The sequence below is a fragment of the Flavobacterium segetis genome (assembly GCF_900129575.1).
GTDB classification, from domain to species: Bacteria; Bacteroidota; Bacteroidia; order Flavobacteriales; family Flavobacteriaceae; genus Flavobacterium; species Flavobacterium segetis.
Genome location: NZ_FQWE01000003.1, coordinates 91769 through 113513, shown reverse-complemented (window position 1 = coordinate 113513; position 21745 = coordinate 91769). Strand labels below are relative to the sequence as shown.

Genomic DNA, 21745 nt, shown 5'->3' with positions numbered 1-21745 from the left:
CTATCAACATGAATATAGTTACTTTTTTAGAAAAATTAAATCAAATACCAGAACAGATAACTTTCGCAGAAACCATTGCGGTGATCGAAGAAAATTATAACTTTATTCCAACAGCTTTTGAGAACGGTGTGCAGCATAATACTGTAGATGAGAATTTAGGATCATGCAAAATATTTACTTTTGCTGAAATTCATAAATTATCTGAAGAGGCAACTTTAAATTGTTTTGGAGATTTTTATCGCATTGATGTTTTAAAAAATCCCAATGGAATCGATCATCAAAACATTAGAAACTTCATCAAAACAGGTTGGGAAGGAATTGGGTTTTATGGTAGTGCTTTAGAACCTAAGACTTGAAATTGTTGTTTTTAAAGAGGATAGTTGTATGATATTAATTTTAAAATAAATCGTTGGGTACAAGTAGTTTTATGCTCATTTTTAGTCAGTTAGAGTGATTTTCGATAGAAAATTGTACGGAAAACAAGAAAAGTTCCACGATAAACTATTCTTGCTACATTTTTTCTTCCGTTATGCTCATCATAAAATACGTGAATAGATGTTTTTAATAATTTTATCTAATGAGGTTTGAGCTAATAGTAGAATTTCAGCAAAAAACAGTAGGCACTTCTCTAGATTTTCAATGGTGGTTAATTGCTGATTCACCAGATGAAAAGTAGTTTTTCGAAATGGGTGGAAAAACAAAACACAAGTACAAATTCACAACATCAAAAATAGTTACCTTGCTAAAGATAATATTGAAATTGGAATTAATATAATTATTCTAGTAGAGCTTTTTGGTTTTATCTATTAATTGAAGTAAAATGGCTATGCTCTATAATCACTGAATTAATCTTATTGGGTTTGTTGCTAACTCGAAAGTGCGATTTAATTTTTTTACAATCATCATACCTTAAAAATATGCGTTGGACTATTAAGCCTAAACCTAATCAAGATAAAATTGAACATTTAGCGCAAGCATTGAATGTAGAAAATTTTGTAGCTACATTATTAATTCAACGCGGAATCGAAACTTTTGAAGAGGCAAAACAATTTTTCCGTCCTTCACTAGATCATTTGCATGATCCGTACCTGATGAAAGATATGGACAAAGCGGTTGAAAGGATTGAAAAGGCAATTAGTAGACAAGAACGTATTCTTATTTTTGGAGATTATGATGTTGATGGTACTACGGCGGTTTCCCTAGTTTCTTCTTATTTAAAAAGCTATTATCCTGATGTTGCTACCTATATTCCTGATCGATACAATGAAGGTTACGGTATTTCATTTTTAGGAATAGACTATGCTGAAGATAATGGATTTTCATTAATTATTGCACTAGATTGCGGTATAAAATCTATTGATCATGTTGCTTACGCAAAAGAGCGAAACATTGATTTCATCATTTGTGATCACCATAGACCAGGCTCGTCTCTTCCAGAAGCTGCTGCAATTCTCGATCCAAAAAGAGATGATTGTAATTATCCGTATGATGAATTGTGTGGTTGCGGAATAGGATTTAAACTGATTCAGGCTTTAGCCAAAAATCGAAATCAAAATATAGATGATTTAGTGCCGTATTTAGACTTAGTTGCAACTGCTATTGCTGCCGATATTGTTCCCATGAAAGGCGAGAATCGGGTGTTAGCACATTTTGGCTTACAAGTTATTAATAGTGATCCAAGACCAGGAATCAAGGCTTTAATTTTCCAAGTTAAAAAGAAAATTTTAGATATAACTGATGTTGTTTTTATCATTGCACCGCGGATTAATGCAGCAGGAAGGATTAAGCATGGGAATCATGCGGTGGAATTATTAACCGAATTTGATTTTGATCAAGCGCAACAATTTGCCTCTGAGATTGAAGCTTATAATTCAGAGCGTAAGGATTTAGACAAAGTAATAACTCAACAAGCTTTGCATCAAATTGAGCAAAACAATGAAAAAGATAGATTTACATCGGTGGTTTATCAGGAAAATTGGCATAAGGGAGTGATCGGAATTGTAGCTTCTCGATTGATTGAAACCTATTATCGGCCAACGCTAGTTTTTACAAAAAGCGGCGATAAATATGCTGCTTCAGCACGTTCAGTAAAAGGATTTGATGTGTACAATGCACTTGAAGCATGCGCTGAATATTTAGAGCAATTTGGTGGACACATGTATGCTGCAGGAATGACGTTAAAAGAAGAAAATTACTTGTTATTTAAAAAAGCTTTTGAAAAAGAAGTTCAAAAAACGATACATCCTGATATGCTAATTCCCGAAATTACGATTGATGCTGCCATTAATTTCTCTGAAATTACTCCAAAACTGATCCGAATTCTGAAACAATTTGAACCTTATGGTCCAATGAATATGACACCTATCTTTTTGACAATGGATGTAAAGGACACAGGTTATGGTAAACCAATGGGTAAAGAAAATGAACACATAAAACTTTTTGTAAAACAAAATGGAAGTGAAGGAATTCCAGCAATTGGTTTTGGACTAGGTGACAAATATGATTTGACTTGTAACCATAAAACATTTCAAATGGCATATTGTATCGATGAAAATGAATGGAATGGACAAACATCTGTTCAACTACGATTGAAAAGTATAAGATAATGAGTATTCAAAAAACATCTAAAAACGATCCTTATTCAGCACTTCGTTACAAAGAGTTCAATATTTTTCTGTTACTGCGTTTTGCAATGGTTTTTGGTTGGTCAATGCAATTTATTGTCATTGAGTGGGAAGTATATAGTCTCACTAAAAATCCGTTATCATTAGGAATCATTGGTCTGATGGAAGTTATACCTGCAGTTTCTATGGCGTTGTTTGCAGGTCATATCGTCGATCAAAAAGAAAAAAAAGGCTTACTTTTTAAATGTATTTTAGGTTTTTCGGTTATTAGCCTAGGCTTATTTTTATTTACATGGCCTCCTTTTATTAAAGATTTTTCTAAAAACACTATTCTTTATTCCATTTATTTCTTTGTGTTTTTAGGAGGTTTAGTTCGCGCTTTTCTTGGGCCAACTATATTTTCACTTTTAGCGCTCATTGTTCCAAAAAAAATATATCCTAATGCTGCCACATGGAGCAGTTCTGTATGGCAAATAAGTTCTGTTTTAGGGCCAGCTGTCGCAGGTTTTTCCATAAATTGGATAGGCGTTCACTGGTCAATGTCTATTGTTTTATTTTGTTCACTTCTCGCTTTATCGGCATTAACCCAAATTGAAACTAAGCCTATAATGAATCCTAAAATTGGCGAACCCATCATGGAAAGTTTAAAAGAAGGAGTTAGGTTTGTTTTCAATAATAAAACAATTTTAGGTGCTTTATCACTTGATATGATCGCAGTACTTTTTGGTGGAGCGGTTGCTTTACTTCCTATTTTTGCACAGGATATTTTAAAGGTAGGACCAGAGGGATTTGGAGTTTTACGAGCTGCTCCAGCGGTTGGCGCTTTCTTAATGCTAATTATTTCGGCATATATTCCTTTTACAAAAAATGCAGGTATGAAATTATTAATAGCCATTTTTGCATTCGGAATATGCATTATCGTTTTTGGACTTTCATCACTATTTTGGCTATCGGTTGCAGCCTTGTTTTTAAGTGGTGTTTTTGATGGAATTTCGGTGGTTATTAGACAAACTATTTTGCAACTTAAAACTCCAGATCACATGCGTGGTCGTGTTGCTGCTGTAAATTCGATTTTTGTAGGTTCCTCTAATGAGCTTGGTGCTTTTGAAAGTGGTTTAACTGCAAAATTGATGGGAACTGTAAATGCAGTTGTTTTTGGAGGAACGATGACATTAATTACTGTATTTGCAACTGGAGCGGTATCACCTACTTTTAGAAAATTAGATTTACAAAAAGATGTTGAGGAGCATGAAAAAAGTTGATTTTAGAATAATTTATAAACTTAAAGCCTCTGTATTCATAGTGTTTGAAATAGGTCATTTCTTTAATTTAGAATCAATTACAGACTCAGATAGGAGTTAATTATTTTTAAACATGATTAAAAACAAATTGTTTTTAATCATTGTTATCTCTAAATTATAAGTCAGAAATGAAAGATTAATTATAATATCTTTGACGCAATAAAAAATATAAATGAGTAAGAAAGAAACAGCCTCAGTTACAAAAATCGCTCATGAAATTGAGGATCAAAAAAACTATGCAGCTCAATTGATTATTGCAAATAAAGCGTTGGCTTTACAGGTTATCGAGATCAAGGAAAGAGCGGCAGAATTAGTGATTGCCAATATTGAACTAGATTTTCAAATTAAAGAAAAACAGAAACGTGCGGATGAATTAATTATTGCTAATGCTGAACTTGCTTTCCAAAACAATGAAAAAGAAAAACGTGCAGCAGAGCTAATAATTGCCAATAAAGAATTGATTTATCAAAATCAAGAAAAGCAGAAACGTGCGGAAGAATTAATTATTGCAAATAACGAACTTGCATTTCAAAATCAAGAAAAACTAAAGCGGGCTGATGAATTGATCAAAGCTAATGCGGCACTTATATTTCAAAATATAGAAAAAGAAAAACGTGCAGCAGAATTAGTGATTGCTAATGAAGAGCTAGCGTATCAAAATCAAGAAAAGCAAAAACGAGCCGAAGAACTAATTGAAGCCAATGTGGAACTTGCATTTCAGAATATTGAAAAAGAAAAGCGAGCGAATGAATTATTAATTGCCAACAAGGAAATTGAGTCTTTTACTTATATTTCTAGTCATGATTTGCAAGAGCCTTTAAGGAAAATTCAATCTTTTTCAGGGAGAATTTTTGTCGAGGAATATGATAATTTATCTGCAATGGGTAAATACTATGTAGAACGCACGAAGCTGTCGGCATTACATATGCAAACACTTATAAATGACCTGTTAGCTTACTCAAGGACTAATACTACGCAGCGCAAATTTGTAAATAGTGATCTCAATACAGTTGTTAAGGAAGCAATGGAAATGCTGAAGGAAGATTTAATTGAAAAACAAGCTAATATTGAAGTTCACCATTTAAGTACAATGAAAATTATTCCTTTTCAATTTCGTCAATTGATTCAAAATCTTCTAAGTAATTCTATAAAATTTTGTGAGGCAGGTATTAAACCTCACATTATAATTAAAAGTGACTTCATAAAATATGATCAAACAAGTGTAACTATATTCCATTTAAAAGTAGATCATTATCACATCAGTATTAGCGATAACGGGATAGGATTTGAACCAAAATTTAAGGATAAAATTTTTGAAATTTTTCAGCGTCTTCATCATAAAAATGAATATGAAGGCACCGGAATAGGTTTAACAATTGCAAGAAAAATTGTTGAAAATCATCATGGAATAATTACTGCAACCGGAAAAATGAATAAAGGAGCTACTTTTGATATTTATATACCTGCGGTGCAACATAATGATCGATAAAATAAAAGCAGTTAAAAAAAGATCGTGCTTTTTAAGTAAAAAAAGGGAAGTAAATAGGCACCTGCTATTTTATTAACAGTGAATTTTAATGCACCGTGTATTTAAAATATTTTGTTCAAGTAAGACATTTGGCAAAAAGAGGTCAGTTTCGCTTTTATATAAAGTTGAAGCTTTAATTTTTTTATTTAGAATAATTATAAATAATAACTATCTTTGTTTCAAATTATGTCAAATGGAACAGATAAAACAGATTTATTACAATGATTTTGGAACTTCATTTTATTGGAGAAAGCAAAACGAAATAATACTTGATAAAGTACAATTAATTTTTAGAGAGACCGGTTTCTATCTTAGCACAAGGGAATTACTACAATTTAGAACATGCATTGAAGAATGCTTTTCTAGAAATTCTAATTGTGCTGATTGTAATCTAAAAAAATATTGTCAAAAGTTTTTACTGAAAACGCCTTGTTCACAAATAGATTTAGCGGTAACAATGGCAGAATTAAATAATGTGAAGGATCTCGTTGAGGGAACCCTATTTCAAATAGCCTTAAGTGACTACGTTTTTGGCGAGGGAATGAATTAGCGCTCGAATTTTTTAATCTCCAAGTTTTCACCATCAAAAACGCCGTAGGTAAAATAGCTAATCCAATCGCCAAGATTTACGTATTCCGCATTTAGTCCTACGGTGACTTTCATAGGCAGATGTCGGTGGCCAAAAATGAGGTAATTGTAATGTTTTGTTTCTAATTTTCTTTTGGAATATAAAATAAGCCATTCGTTGTCTTCGCCAAGAAAAGTTACATCTTCATCACCTGAAATTAACTTATTCTTTACGGATAAATATTGTGCGATGCGAACTCCAATATCAGGATGTAGCCATCTAAAAAGCCATTTGAAAAAAGGGTTTGTAAACACTTTTTTCATGCGTTTGTAGCCTTCGTCGCCTGGTCCTTTTCCATCACCGTGACCTATTAAAAATGTTTTATCACTGAAAGTATATTCTTGATTGTCGTGAAAAACTGGAATGCTCAATTCTTTTTGAAAATAGTCATCCATCCATAAATCGTGATTTCCTACAAAAAAATAGATGGGAATACCACTATCTCTTATTTCGGCTAGTTTTCCTAAAACGCGAACAAATCCTTTTGGGACTACTGTTTTATATTCGAACCAAAAATCAAATAAATCACCTAACAAAAAAATTGCCTCAGCATCTGCTTTAATTTCGTCAAGCCAAGCGACAAATTTTTGTTCTCGTGGAAAACTCAATTCGGGCGTTGGCGCACCAAAATGTTGATCTGAAGCGAAATATACTTTCTTGTTATTAGGTAATTGCATGAAACAAATTTATGAATTATCACTAGCAAACCATTCTGCAAACGAAGATTCGGTTTCTTGTAATTTCAATGAAAAAAGAGTGATACCCTCTGGCAATCTTCTGCTAATTCTTGTTGAAAAGTCAACAACCATGTTTTCACTAGTGGGTTGGTAGTCCACTAAAATAACATGATGTCCCCGGTTGATCAATTCGTTTGCTAATTCTATGTGAGGTGTGGTTCCATTAAAAACAGTTGCATGATCAAACTGATCTACAACCTCTTCTTTTACAATATTTTTTAAGTCGGTGAAATCAATTACCATCCCAAACTTCACATTAGAACGATCAGTGATCGGCGTTCCAATAACGGTTACTGACAACTTATAGCTATGTCCATGAACATTTTTACACTTTCCGTCGTAACCATACAAGGCGTGGCCGGTTTCGAAACTAAATTGTTTTGTAATTCTGATATTGCTCATTGAGATTTTATTTTAGTGCAAATTTAGTGAATAATTAAATTTCTTTGTCTCTTTTTTTTGCGCTTGTATACATCCAGTAGGCTAGCAAAATTAAAACGACGAAAGGAATAAACGACCCAATTACAACACCAATTTGGTAGCCGCTATCCGTTGCATTTCTTAATTTCTCTTCGATATTTACTTTTTGAACAAGTGAAAAAATCATAATGGTGTTATTTTTTAAATTGCAGTAATGCATTTTTAGTAAAATCAGAAAGAACTAATTTACCTGAAATGGCAGCGCGATCTAATAAAAGTGTGTCCCAATTTTCAGTTCCTTCCCAAAATACTTTTTTCATTTCTAATAAAGCTTCGGGGTTATAATTTGATAACTTACTGCTAAAATCAGTAATGGCGCTATCAAGTTGTTCAATTGTTTCAACTGTATTTGCATATAAACCTTTTGCGAAAGCCCAATCAGCCGATTTCCATTCTTGCGCTGCCAATGTCATTTCGCTCATTGCAGTTTTTCCTATTTTTCTGGAAACAACAGGTTCAATTACAAATGGACCAATTCCTATTGCTAACTCTGATAATTTTATAGAAGCATTTGTTGTAGCTATTGCATAATCGCAAGCACAAGCTATTCCTACTCCGCCGCCAACCGCCTTTCCATGAATGCGTCCAATTATTAACTTTGTACAGGTTCGCATTGCGTTGATCAAATTTGCGAATCCAGAGAAAAAATTAGTGCCTTCTGATTGATTAGTAACTGCTAAAAGCTCGTCAAATGATGCACCAGCACAAAAAGCGCCCGTCCCTTCACTTTGAATTATGATAACTGAAACGGAATTATTAATGCTCAACTTTTCAAATTCAGCAGTAAGTCTGTCCAGTAATTCTCTTGGAAAAGAGTTACTAGCAGGATGACTAAAAGTAATGGTTGCAATTTTATTTTCAATTGTTGTTAGGAGAGAACCTTTTACATTTTCTAATGCCATAGTAGGGATTTTGGTGTAAAGTTAGAAATATAATGAGGAATGAACGATTTTTTTAAATAATATCAAGTTTTTCAATTTGTAAAGTGATAGGCCTAGAAAATAAAAAAGGCTTTGCATTGCTGCAAAGCCGTTAGGTTTTAGTGGAGAATACCGGATTCGAACCGGTCACCTCTTGCCTGCCAGGCAAGCACTCTAGCCAAATGAGCTAATCCCCCAATTATGTCGCAAATATAATATAATAATGATTAAAAGTACCTTTCCAGTATGAAAAGAAAGTGGTTAGTCATTTTTATTATTCAAAAAATTATAATTACTTCGCACGTTTGATAAGTGAATGTTACATTTCTTTGTAAATCGAAAATTGCACTAAATAAAAATTTAATAGGTGACTTTTCCAACTTGCCTCATTACTCGGACAATTTTAGCTTTTCTATTATTTATATACGAAGAAGAGCTAGTGGCTTTAAACTTTCTTGGGTTCGGTAATATAGCAGCAATTCCGGCAGCTTGGATTGGAGTCAATGAGGCAGCGTCTTTACGATACCAATGTTGTGTTGCGGCTTGTGCACCATAGATGCCATCCCCCATTTCTATGCTGTTTAAGTATACCTCCATGATTCGTTCCTTGCCCCAAATTATTTCTATTAATACAGTGAAATACGCTTCTAGACCTTTGCGAAAATAACTACGTCCTTGCCACAAGAAAACATTTTTGGCCGTTTGTTGTGATATGGTACTTCCGCCCTTAATTCGTCTGCCTCTTTCGTTACTTTTATATGCTTTCTGCATGGCAGTAAAATCAAAACCATTGTGCTTCAAGAAATTTCCATCTTCGCTAGCTATTACTGCCTTTTGCAAATTCATGGATATTTTATCTAACGGTTCCCAATCATGATTGAAAAAAACTTCTTTATCCGCTGTTTTATTTTCTATCATACGAATAACCATTAAAGGAGTAAACACAACCGGTACGAATTTAAAAAACACTACCAGAAATAAGGAAACACCAAAAAACCATAAAAGTACTTTAAACAAAAATCGAGATAATTTGCTTAAAAAAGTAGTGGGCTCTTTCTTAACGGTTGATTTATTTCTTTTTTGGGTAATTTTTGTTGCCATTATATCAAATCTGCTAATTCTGTTCCTATTATACTTCCTATTGCAACTCCCATTCCGCCCAGCCTTACTCCGCAATAAACATTTTCTGATAGCTGGTTAACAATTGGGTTTTTAGTTGTTCCTACACCCATTATTCCGCTCCAACGATGGGCTATTTTAAAATCTCTTGTTGGCAAAATTACTTCTTTTAATAATTGCTCCAATTTAGTTTGTACTAATTGTGTTTGCCCAAATTCACTTGTATTTTCTGTTTCAAAATCTAAATTTCTACCACCGCCAAGTAAGATGCGATTTCCTATATTTCTAAAATAGTAGTATCCTTCATCTAGATGAAAAGTACCCTTAATATCTAAATTTTCAATTGGCTCAGTTATAAGAACTTGTGCTCTAGCAGGTTTTACGTCACTATTTGTTAGAGTGCTGGCAAATCCATTTGTAGCAAACAAAAGCTTTTTTGTAATAAAATTAAAGTCGTTTAGCGCAACTTCTACATGTTTCTCTTTATCAAGATATCCAGTGACAATTTGCTGGTTAAGTATTAAAATATTTTCAGATATTGCATTTTTCATCAATTCATGCATCATATTTCCAGTATCAATTTGAGCTTCAAAAGGATTAAAAATCAAATATTCATGAATACTTGAAAACTGAAAAGAATCTATTTCTTTGGCAAACACATTCGCCTTAAAAAGCGGATTTAAAATATCATTTATGAAAGGAATTTTTTGTAAACAATTGTTATAGCTATTTTCATCTGCTTTTAAAAAAAGCTCATAACCGCCATAAGGTTTAAAATCAATCGCTTTATCGCCAAGCCTTTTTCTAAGCAATTGTAGACCTTTCCAACGCTTTTCAATCAGGGTGACAACCTCTTCTTCAGTGTGTGATTTTAAGTCATCTATTATTTCAGAAATACTTCCAAAACAAGCAAAACCAGCATTTTTAGTACTTGCGCCTTGCGGCAACATTCCTTTTTCCAAAATTAAAATTTTGCTGTTAGGAAAATTTTCACGAAGACGTAAAGCAGCATGTAAACCTACAATTCCGCTACCTACAATTGTATAATCAACATTTGTAAACCAATTTTTCAGTTCCCAATAGCTCAAATTCATATCTAAGTGTTTTTATAAAAATAATATTTTTTTAAATTCATTTGAGTTATTATCTATGAATTTGTAAAAGTACTGATAAGATTAAGAGTTTTATTTAGTAAACAGTGCTCACTAACACTTAAAAATTACACAAATAAATTATCTTAGATTTTCTTTCGCATCCTTGCAACAGGAATATCAAGTTGTTCTCTGTATTTAGCTATTGTTCTTCTTGCTATTGGATATCCTTTGTCTTTTAATATTTCGGCCAATTGATCGTCAGGAAGTGGTTTTTTCTTATCCTCTTCTTCAATGGTATTTTGGAGAATTTTTTTGATTTCTAAGGTAGAAACATCTTCTCCTTGATCGTTTTTCATTGATTCAGAAAAAAATTCTTTTATCAACTTTGTACCATAAGGTGTTTCTACATATTTACTGTTTGCTACACGCGAAATCGTCGAAATATCCAAGTTTACCATATCAGCGATGTCCTTCAAAATCATGGGTTTCAACTTCGTTTCATCGCCATCTAAGAAAAACTCCTCTTGATAATGCATAATAGCATTCATGGTAACAAATAGAGTTTCTTGACGTTGACGAATAGCGTCGATAAACCATTTAGCCGAGTCTAATTTTTGCTTGATAAATTGTACTGCGTCTTTTTGTTGGGCTGATTTATCACGAGAATCCTTGTAAGTCTGCATCATTTCCTGATAATCTTTGGAAACGTGCAGGGTGGGAGCGTTTCTTCCGTTTAAGGTTAATTCTAGTTCGCCATCAACAATACGAATAGCAAAATCTGGAACTACGTTTTCAGTAATTTTGTTATTTCCTGTAAATGCACCTCCTGGTTTTGGATTTAGCTTTTCTATTTCATGAACCGCTTTTTTAAGTTGCTCAGTAGAAACGCCGTATTTTTGAATTAACTTATCGTAATGCTTTTTAGTAAAGGCATCAAACTGATTTTCGATTATATCAGTCGCTAGTTCTACAGATTCTGTAGGTGTTTTATGTTTTAATTGCAACAATAAACATTCTTGCAAGTCACGTGCGCCCACTCCCGAAGGTTCTAATTCATGAATGACATGCATCATTTTCTCTACCTTTTCTTCATCAGTATAGATACCTTGTGTGAAGGCCATGTCATCAACCATATCAGAAACACTGCGGCGAATGTAACCCATGTCATCAATACTTCCAACAAGGAATTCTGCGATCTCGCGCTCCTCATCATTTAATATAAAGGTGTTCAGTTGATTGATTAAATCTTGATGAAAACTAACTGGCGCAGCAAAAGGTGTTTCGCGATCTTCATCGTCATCACTATAATTATTTGCTTGTGTTTTATAATCTGGAGTTTCGTCGTTGCTCAAATATTCGTCTATGTTGATATCTTCGGCATCAATTCGTTCTGATTCAGCATCATCATAATCATCGTAATCTTCATTTTCAAATTCGTCTTTTTCGAAATCATCTTCTTCTTTTCCTGCTTCAAGAGCGGGGTTCTCGTTCATTTCTTCTAATAAACGTTGTTCGAAAGCTTGCGTAGGCAATTGAATTAACTTCATCAACTGTATCTGTTGTGGAGATAATTTCTGTGATAATTTTAAATTTAGGAATTGCTTTAGCATAATAAGGCACTAATTTGTTTTGTTTTTTTGCCACTAAGAAGCAAAGGCGCAAAGTTTTTATTTATAAAGGCACTAATTTATTTTGTTTTTTTGCTACTAAGATGCAAAGGAGCAAAGTTTTATTTGATTTTTTTATTTATCAAGGCACTAATTTGTTTTGTTTTTTACCATTAATACACAAAGTTTTATATACTAATTGTATTAAGTATTTAATAATTATTTTTTGTGTTTATGAATCTTTTGATACCACTTTTTATTAATGGTACATTAAAATTTATCAGAAAACCGAAGTCTTTATTTAATAATTTCAAATGACTAATAATTTGAGCTTGCCATACAGGATTAATTGTTTCAACTGCTTTAATCTTTAAAATAATACAATCTTCAACTAATAAATCAAGGCGTAAACCTTCGCTAAATTCTATTCCATCATAAACGATTAGTATATCTATTTGTCTTTTTACATCAAGTCCAACTTTGCTGATTTCATGAGCTAAACAAACTTCATAGACTCTTTCTAGTAAGCTAGTTCCTAGTTATTTATGAACTTTATAGGCTGAATTTACTATAATTTTAGCTATTTCTTCCGTTCTTGCTGTAATCATATTTCTTAATTTTCATTGATTACTTTATCTTAAAAACTTAGTGACTTACTTTTAAATCACTTATTGATTTGTGAAAACAACTTAGTGTCTTAGCGACTTTATGGCAAATGTAACTTTGTGGTGAAAATTAAAATTCAGCGTTTTGTGGTGTTCTAGGAAAAGGAATTACATCTCTAATATTTGTCATTCCAGTTACAAAAAGTACTAATCTTTCAAATCCAAGACCAAAACCAGAGTGAACCGCAGAGCCAAAACGTCTCGTGTCTAAATACCACCATAATTCTTCCTCATCAATTCCTAAAGCTCTCATTTTCTCAACTAAAACATCAAAACGCTCCTCCCTTTGAGAGCCACCTACAATTTCTCCAATTCCAGGAAAAAGAATATCCATTGCACGAACTGTTTTTCCGTCTTCGTTCAAGCGCATGTAAAATGCTTTAATATTAGCTGGGTAATCAAACAAGATTACTGGACATTTAAAGTGTTTCTCCACTAAGTAACGCTCGTGCTCGCTTTGTAAATCAGCTCCCCATTCATTAATGATATAGTTGAACTTCTTTTTTTTATTTGGAGTACAATCTCTCAAAATATCGATAGCTTCCGTGTATGAAACACGCTTGAAGTTATTTTCTAGTACAAAATTTAATTTTTCTAAAAGAGGCATTTCGCTTCTTTCGGCAGCTGGTTTTGATTTTTCTTCGTCTAATAGACGTCCTTCTAAGAATTTTAAATCCTCAGGACATTTATCCATCGTGTATTTAATCACGTACTGAATGAAATCTTCTGCTAAGTCCATATTGTCATTCAAATCATTGAATGCTACTTCTGGTTCAATCATCCAAAATTCAGCAAGGTGACGAGATGTATTAGAATTTTCTGCTCTAAAAGTTGGTCCAAAAGTATAGATTTGGCCCAAAGCCATTGCAAAAGTTTCGCCTTCTAACTGTCCAGAAACAGTCAAATTAGTTTCTTTTCCAAAGAAATCTTCTTTATAATCTACCTTTCCATCTGACGTTCTTGGCGTGCCGTCAAAAGGTAAAGCCGTTACTTTAAACATTTCACCAGCGCCTTCAGCGTCAGATCCTGTAATAATTGGAGTATTTACATATACAAATCCTTTTTGTTGGAAATAACTATGAACCGCGTATGATAATACAGAACGCACTCTCATAATCGCCCCAAACATATTTGTTCTCACTCTTAAATGCGCATTTTCGCGCAAGAAATCAAGACTTGGTTTATTCTTTGGTTGTATTGGGAATTTTTCAGCATCAGAATCTCCCAGAATTTCGAGTTTTACAACTTGAATTTCGAATTTTTGTCCAGCGCCTTTGCTTTCAATCAAAGTTCCTGTCACAGATATTGCTGCTCCAGTAGTAATTCTTTTCAATGTTTCGTCTGGCGTATTCTCAAAATCTACTACACACTGAATATTATCAATGGTTGAACCATCGTTTAAGGCAATAAATTGATTGTTTCTAAAAGTTCTCACCCATCCTTTTGCATTTACTTCATGAAGAGTAGTTGTACTGTTTAGTAAGTCTTTAACTTTTGTATGTCTCATTTTATAGATATAGTTGATATTAAAAATTGTCTCGTAAGCGAAATGCAAATATAAATGATTTGTTTGTAATTGGCATTGCGTGAAATGAAGCAATCTACTAGGAACTTTATTTTCTGGAGCTATTTCCCGCTATCCATTTCAATCTTATTGTTTTTGAAAGCAAAACCAATAAGGATTTCCATTGCTATCAGGGCTAGGGTTTCGTGTATTGATAGGCCTTTAACGTCAGTCTAAAACTGATATTTACATCCTCAAAGGTAGAAACGTTGCAAAGCGTTTTTATTGAAACAAACTTCTCCATTTGTCAAGCTTCAAGTATTTAGCCCTCACTAACTTCGGAGTATTATTTAAATTTCAAATTTATATATTTGAAACATTAAATACAAGAAATGGACTTTAGATCAGCATCTAGAAAGTTTGTGCAATTTTGTTAATAGCAAATAATTTTATTGAGGAAAAGCAGTACTTTTATTGCCTTTACGATTTTGCGCCCGCAACTTTATTTTTTTGACTATCATAATCTGTATTTGATAGGCGTAATTTACTTTTTGAAAAATTAATAATATAAAACACACTAATCTTATAAAACGTAGATGAAAACATTAAAAATTGCTTTAGATTGGACTCCAAATGTTAATCATATTGGTCTTTTAATCGCAAAAGAATTGGGGATTTATGAGCAATACGGTATCGACTTAGTAATTATCAATCCTGTAACTGATAATTATCAAACTACTCCTGGTAAAAAACTAGAGCTAGACATTGCTGACTTCGTACTAGCACCTTTTGAGACAGTGATTAGCCTTAACAATAAAGAAAATGCAGTAGACGCAATTGCAGTCTTTGCAATTTTACAAGAGGATATCAGCAGTGTTGCATCTTTAAAATCAACTGTATTAGAAAGTCCAAAAGCATTAGATGGGAAAACGTACGCCTCTTATAAAGCTCGTTATGAAGACAAAATCGTAAAAGAACTTGTTAAAACGGATGGTGGAAAGGGAATTTTTAATATTGTTTATCCGGATAAATTAGGCATTTGGAATACGTTACTAGATGGTACGGCTGATGCAACTTGGATCTTCAATAATTGGGAAGGCGTAGAAGCTGAAAGTAAAAACATTGATTTAAATAAGTGGTCGCTCAAAGATTATTCCATTCCGTACGGCTACTCTCCAGTTATTATTACAAAACGAAATAACCTAAAAAATAATAAAATACTCTATATAAATTTTATGGAAGCAACACGTAAAGGTTATTTGTACGCACAAGAAAATGTGTCGGAGGTAATTGAGATTTTAAACCTTTACATAACTTCTTATGATAAAGAAAATATTGATCTTGAAAAAGCACTTAACGCAACAATCAGTTATTTTGGAGATCATAATAAGTGCGGGTTTATGAATCCGGAAAGAGTCAACTCATTTTTAAATTGGTTGATTGAAAACAATTTAGAAAACTCTATAATTAGAACGCAGGACTTATTCACGAATGAATTAATAAAATCAATTTAATAAAAAAAGGAATTGATAGATAAAGGATAAAATTAATATAATCGTTTATACATTTAAATCGTGAATCATTATTGTAATGCCTTACAGATTGATAAAATGAATGCAAACAGATTTATTTAAGAAATTAAAGTATAATCAAGTTCTATAATACTTATCGCAGTGAGATGTGTTTTTTCTTGGCTATTGTTACTTTACGACCAGTTTACAACTGATGATTAAATCTTTAAAAGTAGAGATTTTGCGGGGCGTTAAATTATAAGTTTAAGATTCAACCGATATAAATTATTAAAATAAAAAAACAGCCTCAAAATTAAATTCGAAACTGTTTTTTTGGTAGCAATTGATTCGTAAAAATATTAAATCTATATTTTCTCTACTTTAAGTAATTCTATTTCTTTTTCACCTTCCTCAAACGACCAAGTAAGGGTGTCTCCAGCTTGATATCCTACTAAAGCAAGTCCCATTGTGGACATAATAGATTCCGTGTTGTTTCTTTTCTTGGCTTTATCTGGCGCTACAAAAGTAAAAACTTCTTCTTCATTGTTGTCTAAATATTTAATGGTTGCACGAGTATCAATATTTACAACATCTAGTGGTAGTTCTTTTCTTGTTACTTGTTTCGCGTTTTTAAGCTGTGCAAGTAAAGTTGCTTCTTGAATTGCAGTTGCTTTTTTTCTTTTAACATGATCTTTAATCATATCGTAAATTCCTGTAGTTAAAATTAAACTTTTTGACATTTTATTTTGTATTATTACAAGACTTTTAGAAGTTTTTTTTATAACCCAAATGTCAATTATCCACACTATTTAAAGATGAGAACTGACCATGAAAAACTCCATCAAAGTTTTGATGTGTTATTTTAAAAAGATAGTTTGAATAGTGATGAATTCCCTGTCTTGGGTAACGACAGGGTTTAAGATATAAACTCTTTAGAACTTTTTAAAAAAGCATCATCTTGTTGATATAGTAAAGACATAACAAGACCTAACTTGTAATTTTTTTTGTAGAAAAAATATATCTTGTTCATTGCTTCTCGTTTCTATAATTGCTAAGGTAAGCTATATAAGATTGAATTCAAACCTTTAAACGTAGTATTGTAGCCATTAACATTTCATTAGCAATAATTGCAAATTTCCCAACATAATTTAAAGAATATTATTCAAGGTCAAAATGTACTTATCAATATAAAGTTGTTTTTCTTTTGATTTATATTGCTGAATGTATCTGGGATGCTCTAATACTTTTAATTGTTCGAATAATTTTGCTTCTTTATTAAGTTTATTGATAAACAAGGCATTTTTCTTTCCTAAAATATAGACTTGAGAAGTATCTAAGCCCAAATTAATATGATTTTTTAACGTTAAAATCATGAAATCTTTAACCATTTCAAAGAGATTTTTATCATCATAATAATTAGCATTCAGCCATTTTCCTTCTTTTGTTTTTCGAACAATTGCCAAAGGAAATGGTGAGTTGATGTAAAACTGCTTGTAAAAATCTTCAGCTCCGCCAAATTCTTGAATCAGATCGTACATAAAAACAGAAGATATTTCATGAGTGTGAGCGGAATGCATTTTTATTCCGCACACGCTTTCTAATCTCTTAGTATCTGTAAATGGTACTCCAGTGACGCCGGCGCCATGCCGACTGGGATTTATACCAACAATAAATTTTCTTTGTTCGTTGTCAGAGTAAAATTTATGATAAAATTTACGCATTACTTCCATCGTCTCAAGATTATCTATAAATGGATTGATCACATGGAACCCTTCAGGAAGCGCTCCTAAATATTGCAATTGTTGGTTGAAATCGATTACTTTATTTCCAAAATTTTCTGACAAATGAATTATTTATTTGAATTAAAATAGACTTTGATAATTTTCGTTGTAAAAGCGATCTTTCGTAAAGTTACAAATAGATGTTAAGAAAAAAAAGAGGATTCAAATTCCGATCTTGATCGGGATTTGAATCCTCTAAAATATTTTAAGAACTAACTTTTTTAAGTTAATTTAAAATAAGATTGGTATTTTAGTTTCCTCTGTAAGTAGAATAACCAAATGGTGAAAGCGTTATTGGAACGTGATAATGCTCGTTATCTTTTAGTTCAAAAACAATTTCGATAAAAGGGTAGAATGATTTTTGTCCTGCTTTTTCGAAATAAGGAGCAGTATGAAACGTTAATCTATAAATTCCGGTGTGATCTTTCCCGTCTGCTTTCAAGAAATCTCCAATACGACCATTTTTATCTGTAAATTTTTCATCGACTTTTGTCCAATTCGAATTTTTATCTTGTTTAGACAAAGTTATTTTAACATCAGGAGCTGGTTTCCCCTGTGTGATATCAAGAATATGACTTGACAATTGGTATTTTACTTCTTGAGCAAATGATATACTTGCTGTAGCAAGAAATAATGTTAATAAGAGACTTTTAATGTTCATTGTAATTTAATTAAGATATTATTGACTAATTTTAAAACCTAGATTTTCTACTGCTTTTATTGCTATATTGTTATCGTTTTCTGAGCCACCACCCCCTGAAACGCCTATGCTTCCTATTAAATTTCCATCTTTCCATATTGGTGTTCCACCACCTAATAATAAGAGTTCTGGAAGTGTATTCAAATTTTTAGCATCCTTACTTTCCTCAGCATTTTTCATCAACTGAAAACTTGGAGTTTTTGTAGATAATGAGGTAAATGCTTTTCTTCGTGATGCTTCAGTGTTATGTGGACCTACTGAATCCCCTTTAAGCAGCAATATTGTTACGCCAGACGAGTTCAATACTGCAATAGAAACTTTCTTGTTGATTTTTTGTGCTTCTAAGTTTGCCTGTTTTGCAAGTTCTAATGCACCTTCTTGATTAAGTTCGCTTAATTTTACTAAATATTGTGCTGATGCAGAATAAGACACGAGTAAACAAATGACGCTTCTTAATATTTTTTTTCTAATATTCATATTATTTGGAATTGTACAATGTTATTTAAACTCTAAATTTTATCAGAAATTAAAATTTTCTGTACTTGTGAATGATATCTTGCAAAATTACTTCAATTATAACACTGTGTAAATTCATTTATAATTAAATTAACAGCCTCATAATCTACCGACTCTCATTATTATTGCCAAGTAGAGCGTTTTTTAGTATTTGGTTTAGAGCCGTGAGAACTATTAAATAGTTCAAATGAGATTATTTATATCTTATTATTTATACTAATTGTGTTTTAAATTTACTATTTTGTTTTGTGTCAAATCGAGCGTAGTCGAGATTATACAGGACTTGTATAAAGGGTTTGGACTCCGCTCAACCAGACAAAAATCAAAAGTCTTTTACGGGATATTCAAAAATGAAGTGGTATTACTAATTCTCCTTAGTTTTTTTATTGATTTACGCCTTTAACAATATCAATAGTTATTTACTGAAATGTTTTAATTGCATTTGTAATTACTTTGAAACAAAAAAATCCCGCTTTTAAAAACGGGATTTAATTTATAGTGCTGATATTTTTAATTCGGTCTTAATTCATTATCATCGATAGGATTATTTAAGATGTCAATTTTTGGTTCGATAAATTCTTGTTTGTTTGCTAATGACTTATTTAAAGTTAAAACTAAACAAGGCAATAACATTAAGTTAGATAACATACCAAAAGCTAATGTAACAGCAATTAAGCCACCAAGCGCCACAGTTCCTCCAAAATCAGATAACATAAACACAGAGAAACCAACGAATAAAACTACCGAGGTATAGAACATACTTATCCCTGATTCCTTAATGGTAGCAAAAACAGATTTTTTAATCTTCCAATTGTTGCGTTTTAATTCTTGGCGGTATTGCGCGAGAAAGTGAATCGTATCATCTACCGAAAGTCCAAAAGCTATACTAAAGACTAAAATAGTTGAGGGTTTCAACGGAATATCAAAATAACCCATTAGTCCAGCTGTAATCACCAATGGCAGTAAATTTGGAATCAAAGACACAACAACCATTTTGAAGGAGCGAAACATAAAAACCATTAGTAGGGAAATCAAAAATACAGCGAATAATAAGGAACTTACTAAATTATCTAACAAATACTGTGTTCCTTTTTCAAAGACTAATGCTTTTCCAGTCATTACCACATTATAGCGGTCTTTTGGAAAAACGGCATTGGCCTTAGCCCACAGTTTATCTTCAATTTTAGCCATATTACCAGTGCCTATGTCACGCATGAAAGTAGTAATTCTAGCTACTTGGCCTGTACTGTCAACGTAACTTTTCATTAAGTTATCTTTGCTGTTTTTAGTTGCATTTTTAGCATAACTTAAAATAAAACTTTGCTCCTGTGAAGATGGTAAATCATAATAATCAGGATTGCCATTATAGTACGCTTGTTTTGAATATTTGACTAAGTTTAAAATCGAGATAGGCTTTGAAAGTTCTGGGATTTCCTCGATAGTTTCTTGAAATTCGTCCATTTTCTGTAAAGTAGACAATTTCATAACACCTTTTTTTCTTTTAGTGTCAACCGTTATTTCTAGTGGCATGATTCCTTCAAATTCTTTTTCGAAGAATAAAATATCTTTATAAAAACTGGTATTTTTAGGCATGTCCTCAATCAAACTTCCCGAAGTTTTTATTTTTAAAGCACCAATAATACTAACAAAAAATATAATTAAGGCTACAACATAAACATAACTTCGATTGTATTTTACCGTCTTTGCAATCCAGTTAATAAATACTCTAGTATAATTCCTGTTTAAATGTTGCAGATGTTTCTGTTTTGGAACTGGTTGATAACTGTAATAAATAGGAATTACAATCAAACATAAAAAAAATAGCGAAACAATACTCAAAGAAGATATAATACCAAATTCCTTTAACAATTGACTACTAGTAATTATAAAAGTGGCAAATCCAGCCGCTGTAGTCAAATTTGTCATTAAAGTTGCTGTTCCTACTTTAGTAATCACACGCTGTAATGCTCTTGCCTTATTTTTATGTGCACTATATTCCTGCTGGTATTTATTAGTTAGGAAAATACAATTTGGAATTCCAATAACAATAACTAAAGTTGGAACTAAAGCTGTAAGTACAGTAATGTGATAATTGAATAATCCTAGTAATCCAAAAGTCCACATTACTCCTACAATCACTATGAGTATTGCAATTAAAGTCGCTCTGAATGATCTAAAAAAGAAGAAAAATATGAGTGAAGTAAGTAATAATGATGCACCAATGAATAAGCTGATTTCGTTAAGAATACTCAAGGCATTAAGCGTACGAATATATGGCATTCCTGAAACGCGTAAATCTATTCCGGTTTCTTTCTCAAAGGCCTCGATCTTTGGAATAAAATTATTAACAATATAATCCTTCCTTTTTGCAGTGTTAACAATTTTTTTATCTAAATAAATGGCGGAACGGATACTTCCATTCTTTTTATTAAAAAGCAGGCCTTCATAAAAAGGCATGTTTTGAAACAAATCTTTTTTAATACCGTTCAAATATTCCTGACTTTTCGTTTTGTTGCTGTCTACAAATGGTAGTAATTCAAAAGTTTGAAGATTTTCATTTTTCTTCAGTTGCTTTAAATCATCAATAGACACGACTAATTCAACTTCGGGTTGAGATTTAATTTGAGTCATTAAATTGTTCCAAGCGGCAAAGGCTTTTGGTGTAAAGAACTTGTTGTCTTTTACGCCTACAACTATTAGATTACCTTCTTCTCCAAATTTATTTAAAAAAGCGTTGTATTCTTTGTTAACAATGTTGTCGTCAGGAAGTAAATTAGCTTCTGTAAATGAAAATTGGATGTTTTTCCATTGCAATGCTAAAAGTATTGTTATTACTGCAATTATGGACAACATTAAAATTCTGTTTCTAAGCACGATGTGGGCAATTCTTTCCCAAATACCTACTTTTATTTTCTTTTTCATAAATTTTATAGAGTGGATGCAAAGATAATTAAAAGGCATGAAATCATAATAAATAAGGAGTTTAAATTGAAATATAAATTTTTATGGTGGTTTAATTTTATGAACAAG

General features: G+C 32.1%; 19 protein-coding genes, 1 tRNA gene and 1 pseudogene. 6 read left to right on the top strand and 15 right to left on the bottom strand.

What is annotated here, in order from left to right; genetic code table 11:
* The first annotated feature begins 8 nt into the window (after positions 1 to 8).
* The 5 genes from BUA99_RS04835 (at position 9) to BUA99_RS04815 (ending at position 6003) form a co-directional block, all read left to right on the top strand.
* On the top strand, positions 9 to 356 hold the full coding sequence (locus BUA99_RS04835; RefSeq protein WP_072989014.1) for a HopJ type III effector protein: 348 nt from the start codon (positions 9 to 11) through the stop codon (positions 354 to 356).
* 561 nt (positions 357 to 917) lie between these two features.
* On the top strand, positions 918 to 2606 hold the full coding sequence (gene recJ, locus BUA99_RS04830) for a single-stranded-DNA-specific exonuclease RecJ (RefSeq protein WP_072989013.1): 1689 nt from the start codon (positions 918 to 920) through the stop codon (positions 2604 to 2606).
* Entirely contained in the window at positions 2606 to 3886 is a 1281-nt protein-coding gene (locus BUA99_RS04825) for an MFS transporter (protein WP_072989010.1), read from the top strand. Before recJ ends, BUA99_RS04825 begins: the two co-directional genes overlap by 1 nt.
* A 211-nt stretch (positions 3887 to 4097) precedes the next feature.
* The gene (locus tag BUA99_RS04820) at positions 4098 to 5414 is read left to right on the top strand and encodes a sensor histidine kinase (RefSeq protein WP_084673479.1); all 1317 of its coding nucleotides are present in this window, start codon (positions 4098 to 4100) and stop codon (positions 5412 to 5414) included.
* A gap of 232 nt (positions 5415 to 5646) precedes the next feature.
* Entirely contained in the window at positions 5647 to 6003 is a 357-nt protein-coding gene (locus tag BUA99_RS04815; protein ID WP_072989009.1) for a hypothetical protein, read from the top strand.
* Here the strand turns inward: BUA99_RS04815 and BUA99_RS04810 are convergent.
* From BUA99_RS04810 to asnS, 10 genes and pseudogenes are all read right to left on the bottom strand, one after another.
* Complete coding sequence (locus BUA99_RS04810) at positions 6000 to 6758, bottom strand: UDP-2,3-diacylglucosamine diphosphatase (protein ID WP_072989006.1); 759 nt, start codon at positions 6756 to 6758, stop codon at positions 6000 to 6002. The two genes, BUA99_RS04815 and BUA99_RS04810, sit on opposite strands and share 4 nt — an antisense overlap.
* Before the next feature lie 9 nt (positions 6759 to 6767).
* Positions 6768 to 7220, bottom strand: a complete 453-nt coding sequence (locus tag BUA99_RS04805; protein WP_072989003.1) for a 6-pyruvoyl trahydropterin synthase family protein — start codon at positions 7218 to 7220, stop codon at positions 6768 to 6770.
* A 34-nt stretch (positions 7221 to 7254) separates the two neighbouring features.
* On the bottom strand, positions 7255 to 7425 hold the full coding sequence (locus BUA99_RS04800) for a hypothetical protein (protein ID WP_200778644.1): 171 nt from the start codon (positions 7423 to 7425) through the stop codon (positions 7255 to 7257).
* 7 nt (positions 7426 to 7432) lie between these two features.
* Positions 7433 to 8200: an enoyl-CoA hydratase/isomerase family protein gene (locus tag BUA99_RS04795; RefSeq protein ID WP_072988998.1), complete on the bottom strand. Its 768-nt coding sequence runs from the start codon at positions 8198 to 8200 to the stop codon at positions 7433 to 7435.
* A 141-nt stretch (positions 8201 to 8341) separates the two neighbouring features.
* Positions 8342 to 8415, bottom strand: a tRNA-Ala gene (locus BUA99_RS04790).
* A gap of 163 nt (positions 8416 to 8578) precedes the next feature.
* Positions 8579 to 9319 (bottom strand): monofunctional biosynthetic peptidoglycan transglycosylase, encoded by a 741-nt coding sequence (gene mtgA, locus BUA99_RS04785; RefSeq protein ID WP_072988995.1) that lies wholly within the window; start codon positions 9317 to 9319, stop codon positions 8579 to 8581.
* Positions 9319 to 10431, bottom strand: a complete 1113-nt coding sequence (locus BUA99_RS04780) for an NAD(P)/FAD-dependent oxidoreductase (RefSeq protein WP_072988992.1) — start codon at positions 10429 to 10431, stop codon at positions 9319 to 9321. Before BUA99_RS04780 ends, mtgA begins: the two co-directional genes overlap by 1 nt.
* 143 nt (positions 10432 to 10574) lie before the next feature.
* The gene (gene rpoN, locus BUA99_RS04775; RefSeq protein WP_072988989.1) at positions 10575 to 12041 is read right to left on the bottom strand and encodes an RNA polymerase factor sigma-54; all 1467 of its coding nucleotides are present in this window, start codon (positions 12039 to 12041) and stop codon (positions 10575 to 10577) included.
* Positions 12042 to 12250: 209 nt separating this feature from the next.
* A pseudogene (locus BUA99_RS15550) lies at positions 12251 to 12565 on the bottom strand (GxxExxY protein); the annotation flags it as partial.
* 208 nt (positions 12566 to 12773) lie between these two features.
* Entirely contained in the window at positions 12774 to 14210 is a 1437-nt protein-coding gene (gene asnS, locus BUA99_RS04765; RefSeq protein ID WP_072988987.1) for an asparagine--tRNA ligase, read from the bottom strand.
* Positions 14211 to 14803: 593 nt separating this feature from the next.
* Between asnS and BUA99_RS04760 the strand changes: the two genes are divergently transcribed.
* Positions 14804 to 15721, top strand: coding sequence for an ABC transporter substrate-binding protein (locus BUA99_RS04760; RefSeq protein ID WP_072988984.1), 918 nt, complete (start codon positions 14804 to 14806; stop codon positions 15719 to 15721).
* Between the two features lie 362 nt (positions 15722 to 16083).
* Here the strand turns inward: BUA99_RS04760 and BUA99_RS04755 are convergent, their stop codons facing one another.
* The 5 genes from BUA99_RS04755 to BUA99_RS04735 all read right to left on the bottom strand — a co-directional run bounded on the left by BUA99_RS04755 (position 16084) and on the right by BUA99_RS04735 (position 21637).
* The gene (locus tag BUA99_RS04755; protein WP_072989714.1) at positions 16084 to 16458 is read right to left on the bottom strand and encodes a GreA/GreB family elongation factor; all 375 of its coding nucleotides are present in this window, start codon (positions 16456 to 16458) and stop codon (positions 16084 to 16086) included.
* A 408-nt stretch (positions 16459 to 16866) separates the two neighbouring features.
* On the bottom strand, positions 16867 to 17562 hold the full coding sequence (locus tag BUA99_RS04750; RefSeq protein WP_072988982.1) for an SMUG2 DNA glycosylase family protein: 696 nt from the start codon (positions 17560 to 17562) through the stop codon (positions 16867 to 16869).
* 187 nt (positions 17563 to 17749) lie between these two features.
* Positions 17750 to 18160, bottom strand: a complete 411-nt coding sequence (gene uraH / locus BUA99_RS04745) for a hydroxyisourate hydrolase (protein WP_200778640.1) — start codon at positions 18158 to 18160, stop codon at positions 17750 to 17752.
* Between the two features lie 18 nt (positions 18161 to 18178).
* Positions 18179 to 18676 carry a GlcG/HbpS family heme-binding protein gene (locus BUA99_RS04740; protein ID WP_072988979.1) on the bottom strand — a complete coding sequence of 166 codons (498 nt, stop codon included), beginning with the start codon at positions 18674 to 18676 and terminating at the stop codon, positions 18179 to 18181.
* Between the two features lie 549 nt (positions 18677 to 19225).
* A complete protein-coding gene (locus BUA99_RS04735; RefSeq protein ID WP_072988976.1) occupies positions 19226 to 21637 on the bottom strand; it encodes an efflux RND transporter permease subunit in 2412 nt (803 codons plus the stop codon).
* Positions 21638 to 21745 lie beyond the last annotated feature (108 nt).

Excerpts from the sequence above, each read along its gene's own strand:
- BUA99_RS04815 (WP_072989009.1), top strand. The coding sequence starts at position 5,647 with ATGGAACAGATAAAACAGATTTATTACAATGATTTTGGAACTTCATTT.
- BUA99_RS04740 (WP_072988979.1), bottom strand. The coding sequence starts at position 18,676 with ATGAATATTAGAAAAAAAATATTAAGAAGCGTCATTTGTTTACTCGTG.
- BUA99_RS04805 (WP_072989003.1), bottom strand. The coding sequence starts at position 7,220 with ATGAGCAATATCAGAATTACAAAACAATTTAGTTTCGAAACCGGCCAC.
- mtgA (WP_072988995.1), bottom strand. The coding sequence starts at position 9,319 with ATGGCAACAAAAATTACCCAAAAAAGAAATAAATCAACCGTTAAGAAA.
- BUA99_RS04755 (WP_072989714.1), bottom strand. The coding sequence starts at position 16,458 with ATGTCAAAAAGTTTAATTTTAACTACAGGAATTTACGATATGATTAAA.
- BUA99_RS04800 (WP_200778644.1), bottom strand. The coding sequence starts at position 7,425 with ATGATTTTTTCACTTGTTCAAAAAGTAAATATCGAAGAGAAATTAAGA.
- recJ (WP_072989013.1), top strand. The coding sequence starts at position 918 with ATGCGTTGGACTATTAAGCCTAAACCTAATCAAGATAAAATTGAACAT.
- BUA99_RS04820 (WP_084673479.1), top strand. The coding sequence starts at position 4,098 with ATGAGTAAGAAAGAAACAGCCTCAGTTACAAAAATCGCTCATGAAATT.
- BUA99_RS04760 (WP_072988984.1), top strand. The coding sequence starts at position 14,804 with ATGAAAACATTAAAAATTGCTTTAGATTGGACTCCAAATGTTAATCAT.
- BUA99_RS04795 (WP_072988998.1), bottom strand. The coding sequence starts at position 8,200 with ATGGCATTAGAAAATGTAAAAGGTTCTCTCCTAACAACAATTGAAAAT.
- BUA99_RS04825 (WP_072989010.1), top strand. The coding sequence starts at position 2,606 with ATGAGTATTCAAAAAACATCTAAAAACGATCCTTATTCAGCACTTCGT.
- BUA99_RS04835 (WP_072989014.1), top strand. The coding sequence starts at position 9 with ATGAATATAGTTACTTTTTTAGAAAAATTAAATCAAATACCAGAACAG.
- asnS (WP_072988987.1), bottom strand. The coding sequence starts at position 14,210 with ATGAGACATACAAAAGTTAAAGACTTACTAAACAGTACAACTACTCTT.
- BUA99_RS04810 (WP_072989006.1), bottom strand. The coding sequence starts at position 6,758 with ATGCAATTACCTAATAACAAGAAAGTATATTTCGCTTCAGATCAACAT.
- BUA99_RS04780 (WP_072988992.1), bottom strand. The coding sequence starts at position 10,431 with ATGAATTTGAGCTATTGGGAACTGAAAAATTGGTTTACAAATGTTGAT.
- uraH (WP_200778640.1), bottom strand. The coding sequence starts at position 18,160 with ATGAACATTAAAAGTCTCTTATTAACATTATTTCTTGCTACAGCAAGT.
- rpoN (WP_072988989.1), bottom strand. The coding sequence starts at position 12,041 with ATGCTAAAGCAATTCCTAAATTTAAAATTATCACAGAAATTATCTCCA.
- BUA99_RS04735 (WP_072988976.1), bottom strand. The coding sequence starts at position 21,637 with ATGAAAAAGAAAATAAAAGTAGGTATTTGGGAAAGAATTGCCCACATC.